The 12,523-nt window shown below is 57.7% G+C and carries 10 protein-coding genes and 1 tRNA gene; 7 read left to right on the forward strand and 4 right to left on the reverse strand.

Annotated features, from left to right (window positions below; translation table 11 throughout):
- Window positions 1-56 precede the first annotated feature (56 nt).
- The 5 genes from IMCC20628_RS05600 (at window position 57) to IMCC20628_RS05620 (ending at window position 4,693) form a co-directional block, all read left to right on the forward strand.
- Window positions 57-1,136 carry an ABC transporter substrate-binding protein gene (locus IMCC20628_RS05600; protein WP_156174647.1) on the forward strand — a complete coding sequence of 360 codons (1,080 nt, stop codon included), beginning with the start codon at window positions 57-59 and terminating at the stop codon, window positions 1,134-1,136.
- 104 nt (window positions 1,137-1,240) lie between these two features.
- Complete coding sequence (locus tag IMCC20628_RS05605) at window positions 1,241-2,278, forward strand: ABC transporter ATP-binding protein (protein ID WP_047032288.1); 1,038 nt, start codon at window positions 1,241-1,243, stop codon at window positions 2,276-2,278.
- Window positions 2,275-3,132, forward strand: a complete 858-nt coding sequence (locus IMCC20628_RS05610) for an ABC transporter permease (protein ID WP_047029401.1) — start codon at window positions 2,275-2,277, stop codon at window positions 3,130-3,132. Before IMCC20628_RS05605 ends, IMCC20628_RS05610 begins: the two co-directional genes overlap by 4 nt.
- Window positions 3,129-3,929, forward strand: coding sequence for an ABC transporter permease (locus IMCC20628_RS05615; protein WP_047029402.1), 801 nt, complete (start codon window positions 3,129-3,131; stop codon window positions 3,927-3,929). Before IMCC20628_RS05610 ends, IMCC20628_RS05615 begins: the two co-directional genes overlap by 4 nt.
- Window positions 3,926-4,693, forward strand: coding sequence for a carbon-nitrogen hydrolase family protein (locus IMCC20628_RS05620; RefSeq protein ID WP_047029403.1), 768 nt, complete (start codon window positions 3,926-3,928; stop codon window positions 4,691-4,693). The genes IMCC20628_RS05615 and IMCC20628_RS05620 overlap by 4 nt, the downstream gene beginning before the upstream one ends.
- Window positions 4,694-4,781: 88 nt before the next feature.
- Here the strand turns inward: IMCC20628_RS05620 and IMCC20628_RS05625 are convergent, their stop codons facing one another.
- The 4 genes from IMCC20628_RS05625 to IMCC20628_RS05640 all read right to left on the reverse strand — a co-directional run bounded on the left by IMCC20628_RS05625 (window position 4,782) and on the right by IMCC20628_RS05640 (window position 8,595).
- On the reverse strand, window positions 4,782-5,708 hold the full coding sequence (locus tag IMCC20628_RS05625; RefSeq protein ID WP_047029404.1) for an MYG1 family protein: 927 nt from the start codon (window positions 5,706-5,708) through the stop codon (window positions 4,782-4,784).
- A gap of 385 nt (window positions 5,709-6,093) precedes the next feature.
- Window positions 6,094-6,183 (reverse strand) — tRNA-Ser (locus IMCC20628_RS05630).
- A gap of 59 nt (window positions 6,184-6,242) precedes the next feature.
- Window positions 6,243-7,367: a site-specific integrase gene (locus tag IMCC20628_RS05635; protein ID WP_052766308.1), complete on the reverse strand. Its 1,125-nt coding sequence runs from the start codon at window positions 7,365-7,367 to the stop codon at window positions 6,243-6,245.
- A gap of 82 nt (window positions 7,368-7,449) precedes the next feature.
- Window positions 7,450-8,595 (reverse strand): porin, encoded by a 1,146-nt coding sequence (locus IMCC20628_RS05640; protein ID WP_047029405.1) that lies wholly within the window; start codon window positions 8,593-8,595, stop codon window positions 7,450-7,452.
- Window positions 8,596-9,333: 738 nt separating this feature from the next.
- Between IMCC20628_RS05640 and IMCC20628_RS05650 the strand changes: the two genes are divergently transcribed.
- Window positions 9,334-10,455, forward strand: a complete 1,122-nt coding sequence (locus IMCC20628_RS05650; RefSeq protein WP_047029407.1) for a porin — start codon at window positions 9,334-9,336, stop codon at window positions 10,453-10,455.
- Between the two features lie 179 nt (window positions 10,456-10,634).
- Complete coding sequence (locus IMCC20628_RS05655) at window positions 10,635-12,404, forward strand: OmpA family protein (RefSeq protein WP_047029408.1); 1,770 nt, start codon at window positions 10,635-10,637, stop codon at window positions 12,402-12,404.
- Window positions 12,405-12,523 lie beyond the last annotated feature (119 nt).

Raw genomic sequence — 12,523 nt, forward strand, 5'->3', positions numbered from 1 at the left:
AGTACACGGGAACCCCGGTCAAGGGCCGGAAAACAAAGGAGAAGACAATGCGAAAGATTCTCAACTCATCCATCAGCCGCCGGGCAGTTCTCGGCGGAACAGCCGCGGCCATTGGCGCCTTGTCGATGCCGTCGATTCTGCGCGCCCAGGACCGCTCGCTCAAGGTCGGCGTCTATGGCGGCTATTTCAAGGATTCATTCGACAAGAACATTTTCCCCGACTTCACCGCTGCCAGCGGCATTGCGGTGGAATCGATTGCCGAGCCGACCGGCGAAGCCTGGCTGGTGCAGCTTGAACAGGCCGCCAAGGCCGGTGTCGCGCCCGCAGATGTCTCGATGATGTCGCAGGTTTCCATGCTCAAGGGCCAGTCGACCGATCTGTGGGCGCCGATCGATACCTCGAGGATCAAAAACTATGATGATCTGCTCGAGCGTTTCGTCAACAAGTATCCCGATGGCCGCGTGGCCGGCATTGGTGCGGTGGCCTGGTACATCACGCTGGTGACCAACACCGACAGCTACCCCGAAGCGCCCGACAGCTGGGCAGCGTTGTGGGATCCGGCAAATGCCGACAAACTTGGCCTGCTGGCGCTGGTGTCGAACTCGTTCTTGCTGGAAGTGACGGCCAAGACTTATCTGGGCGGCACCGATGCGCTGGACACCGAAGAGGGCATCAACAAGGCGTTTGAGAAGCTTGCCGAGGTCAAGCCGAACGTCCGGCTTTGGTACCGCGATGAAGCCCAGTTCGAACAGGCGCTGAAATCCGGCGAGATCCCGATGGGGCAGTATTACCACGACGTCACCGGCCTTGCCGCCGCCGATGGCCATCCGGTCCGCTCCACCTTCCCCAAGGAAGGCGGCATTCAGGATTCGGGTTGCTGGGCACTGTCGCGGGCTTCGGAGAAAGTCGAGGAAGCGCATGTGTTCATCGACTATATGAGCCAGCCGGAAATCCAGTCGACCCTGTCGCGCAAGGTCGGCACCGCGCCGACGCTGAAGCGCAATCTGCTCGACCTGACGGACGAGGAGTTTGCCAGCGTGTCGTCGGATATTGATCCGATCATCCCGCGCTACGACCTCTATCAGTCCAAGTCGGACTGGTTGAACCAGAAGTGGACAGAGCTGATCGTTGGCTAATACCGGACAGCGCACCCGCAAGTGACGTGATTGCATGATCAGGGGAGGGCCGGTTTGCCGGCCCTCCCGATCCCCGGCAGGGGCAAGATGACAATGGGGACATGATGTCTGGATTGACGCTCGATACCGTCCGCAAGGATTTCGGCAGTTTTACCGCCGTCAACGATGTGCAGCTCACCGTGCCGCATGGCACATTCGTCTGCATGCTCGGGCCGTCGGGCTGCGGCAAGACCACGCTGCTCAGGATGATTGCCGGGCTGGACCTGCCGACCAGCGGCTCGGTCCTGCTGGATGGCGAGGACATCACACGGGTGCCGACGCACAAGCGCAATCTCGGCATGGTGTTCCAGTCGCTGGCGCTGTTTCCGCATCTCACGGTTGGCGAGAATATTGCCTATCCGCTCAGGATTCGCGGTGCGCCGCGCGAGGAGCAGAAAAAACGCGTCGATGAACTGCTGTCGATGATCCATCTCTCCGGCTATGCCGACCGGCCGGTGGCCAAGCTCTCCGGCGGCCAGCGCCAGCGGGTGGCGATTGCCCGGGCGCTGACCCGTTCGCCAAAACTGTTCCTGCTCGACGAACCGCTGTCGGCGCTCGACGCCAAATTGCGCGAAGCCATGCAGGTGGAATTGCGGCAGTTGCAGCAGCAACTCGGCATCACCACCATCGTTGTGACCCACGACCAGCGCGAGGCCATGACCATGGCCGACACCGTGGTGGTGATGAACAAGGGCGAGATCCGCCAGGCGGCCAGCCCGATGGAGATCTATCGCGCGCCCGCCGACACATTCGTCGCCGACTTCATCGGCTCGACCAATCTCATCGACATGGACACCGACAGCGCCGGCCGCGCCGTGGCACTTGGTCAGGCGATTCCGGGGCTGACTGCGCCCGGCGGCGGCAAGGCGATCATCTCGATCCGGCCCGAGGACGTGCATCTGACCGCACCGGGCAGCGACGGCACGATCACCGGCACGGTGACCTTTGTCCGCGATCTCGGCGGCACCATCGAGACCTTCATCGATTGCGGTGGCAAACCGATCATCGCGGTGTCGACCCCGCGGGCGCGGCCGGAAGTTTCGGTCGGACAGCCCGTCGGCGTCGTGCTCGAGCCCGGCGTCTGTGTGGTGCTTTCGAAATGAGACGCGAGGCGCCGCAGAAACTCACGGATTACGGACCGCTGGCATTTCCGGCGATCATGCTGATCGTGTTCTTCGTGATTCCGTTCGGAACCATGATCGCGGTCAGCTTTTTCCAGCGGCTTCAGGGCGGTTTTTACACGCCAGCCTTCGTGTTTTCCAATTACGAGCGGTTTTTAAGCCTGTTCTTTGCCAATGTGCTCGGCTTCTCGCTGATGCTGGCGGTGCTTGTCGCCATCTGCTGCGTCGCCATCGGGGTGCCGTTCACCTATATGCTGACCAAATTGTCGCGGCGGTCGCAGATCGTCTGGATGGTGGCGTTGTTGTCGGTGCTGTCGCTGTCGGAAGTGATCATCGGCTTTGCCTGGTCAACGCTGTTTTCCCGCACTGCCGGCATCACCAATCTTTTCGTCACGCTTGGACTGATGGACAGGGCGGTGGCGCTGGCGCCGGGCTTTCCGGCGGTGCTGACCGCCATGGTCTACCAGGCGCTGCCCTACACAATCCTGGTGCTTTATCCCGCCCTTGTGCGGCTCGACCCGACGCTGACCGAAGCTGCGCGGACGCTCGGCGCTTCGCCGATTCGGGCCTTTTTCACTGTCGTGGTGCCGGCGCTCCGGACCACCATACTGGCAACGTTGATCATGGTGTTCATCTTCGCGCTCGGCTCCTATCTGCTGCCGCAGATTCTTGGCCGGCCACAGCACTGGACGCTGTCGGTTCTGATCACCGATCAGGCGATCTATCAGTCCAACATGCCCTTTGCCGCAGCCATGGCGGTGTTCCTGGTGCTGGTCACCTTGGGGCTGGTGGCGCTGACGCTGTTTGTCGGGCGCAAGCGGGAGGCTGCGACATGAGTGTTTATCTGCGCCGGCTTTATTTCACCCTCGTCGGCCTGTTTCTGTCTGCACCGCTGATCGTCGTCGCCGGCGTGTCGGTCAATGCCAAGCAGACGCTGGCCTTCCCGCCACAGGGGTTCTCGCTCTCCTGGTATGTCGATATCTTTACTGACACCGGCTGGCGCAATGCGCTGTTTGCTTCGCTGACGCTGGCGATCCTGTCGGCGGCACTTGCCGTGGCCATCGCGTTGCCGCTGAGCTGGTTCTTGTGGCGCAGAATCGCGCCCTGGGCCAATGTCTTCCAGTTGCTCGGCATCGCGCCGTTCACGCTGCCGCCGGTGATCACCGCGCTGGGACTGCTCACCTTCTGGGCCACCACCGGCTTTTACGGCCAGCCCTGGACGGCGGTGATCAGCCACGCGATCTTCTTTGTCACCTTGCCGCTGGTGACGCTGACGCTGGGATTCACAGCCATCGACCGCTCGCTGGTCGAGGCGGCCGCCACCATGGGGGCCGATGATCGCACCATCTTCCGCACCGTGGTGCTGCCGCTGATCACCCCCTATCTGGTGTCGGGCTATGCCTTTGCCTTCGTGCTGTCGCTGAATGAATATATCGTTGCCTACATGACGGTGGGCTTCACCATGGAAACGCTGCCGATCAAGATTTTCAATGCGCTGCGATATGGCTACACCCCGACCATGGCTTCCGTGACGGTGCTGTTTGTGGTGCTGGCGGCGGTGATCTATTCGCTGATCGCCCGGTACGGTGATCTTCTGAAGCTGCTGGGCGCCAATTCCGAGGAAAAAACATGATTCGCATTTCGGTATTGCAGATGCATACGGCGGGCGCCGACACTACGGCCAATCTTGAGCGCATAGAGCAGGCTGCGCTGGAGGCGGCGCAAGGCGGCGCGACTTTGCTCATCACACCGGAACTGGGCGTGACCAGCTATGGCGGAGGCAGGGCGGTCATCGATCTGGCTGAACCTGCCGACGGGCCTCTGGTTGAACGTCTGGGCGAAATCGCGCGCACCACCGGTGTCGCCATCGTCGCCGGTTTCGCCGAGAAGGCCGGAGACGCCGTCTACAACTCCGCTGTCTATACCGATGGTGCCGGCACACCGTCGGTTTACCGCAAGTCGCACCTCTATGGCGATTATGAGCGCGGGTTGTTCAAGCCGGAAAAGCCCTCAACCTGCCTGTTCAGTCATGGCGGCATGACGCTCGGCATGCTGATCTGCTACGACGTCGAGTTTCCGGAAAATGTCCGCCGCCTGGTTCAGGCCGGGGCAGAGATGATCCTTGTGCCGACGGCGACACCGATGGGATCTTCAGGCACATTCATCGCCGAAAAGATGATCGCGGTGCGTGGATTCGAGAACCAGATTTTCATCGCCTATGCCAACAATACCGGTCGCGATGGTGATTTCGTCTATGCCGGGCAATCCGTGATTACCGCACCGGATGGGTCGGTGCTGGCGTCTGCTGGCCTGTCGGAGGAGATGCTGACAGCAGACATTGATCAGACGCTTTATGCGCGTTCCCGCAGTGAAAACACCTATCTGAGAGACCTTTAGGCAAAAGCGATGTAGCTGCCGTCGAGTTTTGAGACGGATCAGCGATCACTTGTTGCATCACCGAAGCCTGATCCGTCGTTGTTTGATCCTATACGGTCGCGACGGCTTCGCTGACTGCCAGTTCGGCCATGGCGAGCGATGCTTCGCGGGTCTTTGCTGCGGCGATGAAGCGGCCATTGTGGCAGAAACTTGCGCCTTCAATGCCGCAAGCCGCCTCCAGATCACCATTTGACAAGCCAGCCCAGGCTGCAGGCAGGTCTGCGCGCAGTTCGAACCCCTCATCGGCGCGACGGATACCGGTGAGGCACCAATCCTTGTCGCGCGGGTGGACCACGAACAGCAGATGATCTGCGCCGGATTTCATCACGGCTGAACGGAACGGCATGCCCATCGGCAATTCCAGAACTTGCGACTGTCCCGCATCGGCGATCGCCTTGAGCACGATGTCCTCGGCGCGCAGCTTTGCCGCACTTCCGGCGATCCTGGCCTCCAGAAAACTCCGTGCAATAGCCAGCGCTGCGTGAAACGCACGCTCCAGCGCCTCCGGATCCGGCTCGTCGAAGACCGGCTTCAGTGTTTCAAGCAGAACAGGCAATGTCAGCACTGCCAGAGGCCCCGCAATAGAGGGGCTCATGGCGCCATTGTCCATCAGATCTATCGGCAAGACGAAGCTGGCGTCGAAAGCGCCGTGGACCGTTTCGATATGAGCATCCGGAAGCCCCGTGGCAGCAAGATAGTCACGGCCATAATGTTTCCAGATCAAGCCGAACGAGCTGAAGGGCTGCCCATCCTCGCGCAACGGTGCGCCGCGCTGGTGGTGATCAAAGATCCGCGCATCGGCATCATAGGCGCCGCCGACATCATAAATGATGCGATCTTCAGCAGGGGTGATCCACTCAGGCGCCCGGCTGCGCACCACCAGCGCCTTCGGGAAAAGCCGGGTCAGGATGACGCTGGAGAGCAATTCGTCGGCATGGAAGCCGCCGGAATGAGTGACGAGGAAATCTGGGGTCATGCAGCTATGCGCCTTGCTCTTGCGGAGGGTCCGCCTGCGGTCATCACCAGATACCCATTGTCGGTCGTCAACTCAAGCTTTCACTCGTTTAAGCTGCCATTCGGAGCTCCGCGCACCCGAATTTGGCCACTCAGGCTTGGTAATCGTGATGCTCTTTACCTGCAGATGAAGGGATTGCCGGGCAAGCCCCTTTCAACTGTCAGGAAATTTCCATTGCACCGCCGCTTCAAACCGCAAATTCAGCTTCGAAATTGGCCATACAGGAGGCAGCACTCTCTCGAGTTCACAATGATCGCAAGCGCCAGGCCATTTCAGGCGGTCCGTCGTGCGGATTCAATGCGCACCAATTCAGTTATTTCAATGAAATCATAGGTTTTTGGGGTAATGGAGGAGAGGAAGGGATTCGAACCCTCGATACCATCTCTGGTATACTCCCTTAGCAGGGGAGCGCCTTCGACCACTCGGCCACCTCTCCGTTGCCGTCTGATACCCTAGCGTGACCGGGTAATCAACCGGAATTCAGGCAGGAATTCATCATTGGCCATGCATTGCCTCGGGCGCGGATGAACCTTGGCTGGGCAAGCGTGGCGCGACCGACTTTTTCGCGCTGGGTTTGGTGCTCTTTGATGTCGGCTTTCGAGCGGGTTTGGCCGCAACCGGGGGCGGCGGGGAAGCTTTGGCAGATGCTTTCAATTTGCTGGCCGCAACAATGTTGGCTGCGTTCAGTGCGGTGGCGCACTGGTCGAGGTCATTGGTTGCGAGATGGGCGTAACGCAGGGTCATCTGAATGGTCTGGTGACCAAGGAAAGTCTGGACCCGCCTGAGATCAATCCCCGCTTGAACCAGGCGCGAGGCGCAGGTGTGGCGCAAAATATGCGGCACCATATGAGGATCATCGGTGAAGTGGTTTTCCTTGCGTGCCTGGTTCCAATTGTATTTGAAATTTTGATAGGAAATTGTGGAAAATGGTCCGCTGCCACCAAATCCGCGCGCCAGATCGAGGGCTTTGACCGCACGGTCGGTCAACGGAACAGAGCGGCTTTTGCCGGATTTGGTAATCCAGAATGTCGCGGTGTTGTTGTGGATATCGCCCCATTTGAGTGCCAGCGCCTCACCGATTCGGGCTCCTGTGTCGACAAGAAAGCGGCACAAAAGCTCATGATGAGGGCTGCGCGCGCCGAGGCTGCCAAACATTTTCGCCTCTTCTTCGGCAGTCAAAAACCGCACGCGAGAGTTGCGTTCACGTAATCGGAGATAGGTCGGAAGTCGTGTAATCTGTCCGCTCCTCTCCGCTTTCCGCAGAAGGCGATAAAGCGCGGAAAGCTTGCGGTTTATGGTTGAGTTTCTGTTGCCGATTCCCCGAAAATAATCCACGAGTCTGTCGATCAACATATCATCATAGGTTGCAATTTTTCGCAACCACATGAACTCATCAATTTCATGAATAAAGGCGTAACAATTGTCTTTGTGGCGACCATTTTCCCAAAGCGCACCAGCATGTTGGCGCCAAAGTTCGGAAGGGCGTGGCGGCTCACTCGCGCTCGCTTGGGCTGCACTCGAATAGGTGGTGTCTGATTCCAGGCTTGGTGTTTCCGGGCTCATGTGCCCGTCGTAGTTGAATTCAGTAGAAAAATCAAAATCAATCGATGTGGCTGCCATAAATACTTTCAGTGCATGCCGAAACTAAAGAACCGGCGACCGAGGTCGCCGGTTAAAATTTTCAGGTTCAAACTGTTGTTGATTAGAACGAGCGCTGTACGCGACCGTAGAAGCCGAATGCGTCGGTGACGCCATTGTCAGCCCAAACAACTTCAGGAGTGACAACCAGGCCAGGAACAACAGTGTAGTTCAGGTTACCGACAACTGTCCAAGCGTCGTCAGCAAGAGTGTTGCTGTCGACCCACTGGATCTGTGTGTTGAAAGCCAACTTGTCGGAAGCCTTGTACGTACCACCAGCGATAACCGACAGAGTTTCGTCAGTTGCTGCGCCGTTAGCCCATGTGGTGTAAGCCGAAGTGTTTTCACCGTACATGACCATTGCGAACAGGGAAGCCTGATCATTGATGGTTACGTCTGCACGGATCTTACCGGCCCAACCGCCGCGCTGGAACAGGGTCAAAGCAGGCGAAACCCAGTCTTCGCGTGTGTCGTAGCCGAGAACAGCGCTGACATCGAACATGCCTGCGTTGTAGCCAACACCTGCAACAACATGCGGCATGTAATCGTCAATGCCCCAACCGGTGTATGTGTCGGTTGCGAAGTTGTAAACGCTGGAGACGCCCTGCTCAACGCCAATAGCGGCACGGAAAGCACCGCCGTTATAGGTGTAGCTGATCAGGTTTGTGTCGAAAGGACCGTACGAACCATCGTTGATGACTGCGCCAGCATAACCGGTGAAGGTCGTGAACAGCGATTCGTCTTTACCAACGCGCAGACCACCGAGCTGGATCCAGGCAAAGTTGACCGTGAATTCATTGTCGTTGGTGTAGCCGCGCAGGGTGTTAGGCAGGTTCTGAGCAGCGTTTGATGCGTTGTTGGTGTCATACTGCCAGCGTGTTTCAACGTATGTGCGCAGGGTACCGAGTTCGGTTTCCGAAGCGGTTGAAACGCGGAACGAGAAACGAGCGCGCTTGAAATATGTGTCTTCGCCTGTTGCGCTCTGAACTGCGAAGAGATCGCCAGCGCCGATGTCGTAACGGACATAGCCGTGGATGCGCAGGCAAGTTTCTGTGCCCGGGATGTAGAAGTAGCCGGTGCCGAAAGCGTCGCAAACGCGGACGTATTCAACGGGTTCTGGCTCAGCTGCAACGATAGCGTCTGCAGCGCGTGCGCCGGATACAGCAACGAGTGCCGCTGCGGAGCCGAGGAGAAGGCTCTTAATGTTCATTTCTGACCTCCAGTCAAAAGACAAACGGTAGGCACTCCTGAACGTCTATCTAATTGTTATTGCTAGATTAATATTATTCTATCAAAGCGATCCAGGAGTAATTCAGAGTTGTCATCATGATGGAGTGACAACGGTCCTGGCCTTCAATTCGGACGAATCTGCCGATTTGAGCGGGTGCCTAAACAGAATTGCCAAGTCGGAAATGCGGCGAGGGCATCCGGTCAGCAGCACTCGCCCAACTCACATAAAGGGAGGACATTTACGCCCCTATATATAGGGAGGCTGTTTTCATCGAGGGGAGGCTGCTTGTGGGCCTCCTAAATCGCAGGCATCCGGGACCGATGGGGATTCGCGCTGCACCAGCAATGATTACCGGGCCCAGCGCCGGATGAGTCATGGATTCCTGTTGATTCCATCCCGAATCCCCGGCAGCTGCGATGAATCACGGTGTCCAGATCCAGATTTTGACGTCGCAAAGCCGCGAATTCCCTAACAAGAGATGAACAAAACCAGAGTTCGGCGCTGATTTCGTGTCATTTGTGCAACAGGGCAATGTGAAGGCGGGGCGGGAACGCCTCAGGCAGTGTGATCAGCGTTGCGCGGCCCGCGCTGGTGAGTATGTTCACTCTCGAAGCCATGACGGATAACCGATTGTCTTCTTCCATTGTGGGGATGGGACAGAAATACTGTCCTTCAGCGACAACCCAGACCGTACTAACTTTTGACTGGAGGTCAGAAATGAACATTAAGAGCCTTCTCCTCGGCTCCGCAGCAGCACTCGTTGCTGTATCCGGCGCACGCGCTGCAGACGCTATCGTTGCAGCTGAGCCAGAACCTGTTGAATACGTTCGCGTTTGCGACGCTTTCGGCACCGGCTACTTCTACATCCCAGGCACAGAAACTTGCCTGCGCATCCATGGTTATGTCCGTTATGACGTCGGCGCTGGCGATCTGTTCTCGATCAGAACAACGACTGGCGATGACACATATTTCAAGCGCGCTCGTTTCTCATTCCGCGTTTCGACCGCTTCGGAAACCGAAATGGGCACCCTGCGCACATACGTTGAAACACGCTGGCAGTATGATACCAACCAGAATTTTGTTGGTCTGGTGCCTGCAGGCTACAACAATGCAAACGAATTCTCGGTCAACTTTGCCTGGATCCAGCTCGGTGGCCTCCGCGTTGGTAAGGACGAATCCCTGTTCACGACTTTCACCGGTTATGCCGGCGCAGTCATCAACGATGGTTCGTACGGTCCTTTCGACACAAACCTGATCAGCTACACATATAACGGCGGCGCTTTCCGCGCTGCTCTTGCTGTTGAGCAGGGCGTTAGCGACGACGGCACAACCAACGGCACTTGGGGCATTGACGACTACATGCCGCATGTTGTCGGTGGTGTTGGCTACAATGCAGGCATGTTCGATGTCAGCGCTGTTGTCGGCTTCGACACACGTGATGACATCGGTCTCACCGTCCGTGGCGGTTATGCTGCCAAGCTTCGTGCAGACGTGACCATCAATGATCAGGCTTCCCTGTTCGCGATGATCATGTATGGCGAAAATTCCTCGGGGTACACCACTTGGGGCAACGGTCTTCCTGGTAGCGGTCTTGCTACTGACGATACCCTCTCGGTTATCGGTGGTGGTTCGTACAAGGCTTCCGACCGTCTGACCTTCAATATGCAGGCTCAGTGGATCGACAGCAATGTTGCTCTCGTTGACGACGCTTGGTCAGTTGTCGGTAACCTGAACTACACTGTTGTTCCGGGCCTGGTTGTCACTCCTGAAGTTGTTTGGGCTGACGATGGCGTCAACGACGCATTCGGCTTCTACGGTCGCGTACAGCGCTCGTTCTAATCAAACCTCGGTTTGATCTGATAGAACCCGGCAGCTCAGGCTGCCGGGTTTTTTTGTGTCCGGATTTCAGCTCGACCGCGTTCTATGTTCTGTGGCGGGCGGTCCGGTCCGCTTTTGACTTGGTCAGTCCGTTACAAGGGTGCTAGATTTGCGCACAGTATCATTTTGGCGGAGACTTCATGTACAATTGGAAGCTTTGGATATGGCCTGGACTGGCTGCGGTGGCCTGCCTCACAGCGCTGGCGATCTGGTTTCAAGCTGGTGTGGTCGAAGCGGATCTGAAATCCCGAGCCTTGGCAGCACTTCGACAGGACAATGCCTGGGCGCAAGTGTCGCTCAAAGGCCGCGATCTGATCCTCACCGGCCTGGCGCCCGACAAAGATAGCCAATCCCGTGCTCTCAAGACTGTCCGGACCACCTATGGCGTTCGTGTCGCCAGCGACAATTCCACCTTGTTGCCTGAAGAAAAGCCCTTTCGCCTCACCGTCGAAAAGAACGTCGATGGACTGGTCTTGAGCGGATTTGTTCCCAATGAATCTGCCCGAGCTAACATATTGGCCGGGCTGAGCAATCTGCTTCCGGGAATCGCTGTTTCAGACCAGATGAAACTGGCGCGCGGGGCGCCTGATGGCCTGGTTGATCTGGTGACCTATGGACTGTCGGCGTTTACACGGTTTTCAACCGGATCTTTTGAACTCACCGATTATTCTCTGCGGGTTTCGGGGCAGGCGCTCAACCCTGATGACCACCAAGCCGCGTTGGCGGCACTTTCCGCGCCGCTTCCCTCTGGTGGTGTTCTGGAATCTGTCAACATAATGCCTGCTGCGGTGTCAGGGGACTATAATTGGTCGGCGTCAATATCCGCGGACGGGATGGAATTGAGCGGCTATGCGCCTGATGCTGTCACACGCGACGGTATTCTGGCCACGGCAAAAGCGTCAGCTCAGGACAGGCCAGTCACCGATTTGATGCGGTTTGCATCCGGTGTTCCATCCGGAATGGATTGGAATGCTGCGACGGCTGAAGCGTTGGCAATTGTGTCTCATTTGAACGGAGGCACAGTTTCGATTCGTGGCAAAGTTCTCGATGTGTCGGGGCAGGCGGTTGACGGTCAGGCTTTCCGGCAAATTCAGGAAATGCTTGCTACGGGGTTGTCCAGCGGCCTGGTTCTCGGCACCGCCGATATCGGGGTGGCGGTCGCTTCACCATATGTCTGGACGGCAACGCGGGATGGCGAGGCGGTTTCACTGTCGGGGGTGCTGCCCAGTGAGGCGGTTCGCGCCAGGATCTTGGAAATTGCCCATTTGAAATTCGGTGCGCTGCAAATCATCGACTCCCAGAATATTGGAGCCGGTGCGCCGGATGGATTTGAAACTGCGGTGTTGACTGCTCTGCAGGCGCTTAGCCGGCTGGATGATAACGCGGAGACCCGGGTCGAGGATCAGGCCGTGATCGTGCAGGGGGCAGCTTTGAGCCAAGTTGCCCTGGATGACACTGCCCGGCTTCTGGAAGAAGGGTTGCCGCAGGGATTCGAGGGGCAGTCGAGCATGGATCTTGCTCCCACGCCGGAGGCATCCTTGCAGGTTTCCGACTGCCAGGCCGAACTTAACAGGCTTGTGGCGACAAACAACGTGCTGTTTGAAACGGCAGAGGCAGCAATTCAGGATCATTCCTACGGGTTTCTGGATCACGTGGCTTTCGTTGCGCGGCAATGTGGTCAGGCGCAACTGGAAATATCCGGTCATACCGATTCCGATGGCGCTGAGGTGGCCAATCTCGATTTGTCCGAGCGCCGGGCGAAGTCAGTTCTTGCATTCATGATTGCCGCCGGTGTTGCGGCGGATCGCATGACGGCCATTGGTTACGGCGAAAGCAAACCGGTGGAAAGCAATGAAACCGACGCGGGCAAGGCGGCCAATCGCCGAATCGAGTTCCGCGTTCTCAACTAGCGGGCCTTGTGTCCCGGGAGGTCAGCATGTGGTATATGATTTCGCATCTTTGGTTCTGGCTGTTGTGCGCGTTTGTTATCGGCTCTTTCGTGGGCTGGAAGACATGCGGCAACAAGAGG

The sequence above is a fragment of the Hoeflea sp. IMCC20628 genome, from assembly GCF_001011155.1.
In the GTDB taxonomy this organism is placed as follows: domain Bacteria; phylum Pseudomonadota; class Alphaproteobacteria; order Rhizobiales; family Rhizobiaceae; genus Hoeflea.

Bases quoted from the DNA above. Each gene is read 5' to 3' on its own strand.
- IMCC20628_RS05655 (WP_047029408.1), top strand. From the start codon at position 10,635: ATGTACAATTGGAAGCTTTGGATATGGCCTGGACTGGCTGCGGTGGCC.
- IMCC20628_RS05625 (WP_047029404.1), bottom strand. From the start codon at position 5,708: ATGACCCCAGATTTCCTCGTCACTCATTCCGGCGGCTTCCATGCCGAC.
- IMCC20628_RS05615 (WP_047029402.1), top strand. From the start codon at position 3,129: ATGAGTGTTTATCTGCGCCGGCTTTATTTCACCCTCGTCGGCCTGTTT.
- IMCC20628_RS05620 (WP_047029403.1), top strand. From the start codon at position 3,926: ATGATTCGCATTTCGGTATTGCAGATGCATACGGCGGGCGCCGACACT.
- IMCC20628_RS05635 (WP_052766308.1), bottom strand. From the start codon at position 7,367: ATGGCAGCCACATCGATTGATTTTGATTTTTCTACTGAATTCAACTAC.
- IMCC20628_RS05605 (WP_047032288.1), top strand. From the start codon at position 1,241: ATGTCTGGATTGACGCTCGATACCGTCCGCAAGGATTTCGGCAGTTTT.
- IMCC20628_RS05650 (WP_047029407.1), top strand. From the start codon at position 9,334: ATGAACATTAAGAGCCTTCTCCTCGGCTCCGCAGCAGCACTCGTTGCT.
- IMCC20628_RS05610 (WP_047029401.1), top strand. From the start codon at position 2,275: ATGAGACGCGAGGCGCCGCAGAAACTCACGGATTACGGACCGCTGGCA.
- IMCC20628_RS05640 (WP_047029405.1), bottom strand. From the start codon at position 8,595: ATGAACATTAAGAGCCTTCTCCTCGGCTCCGCAGCGGCACTCGTTGCT.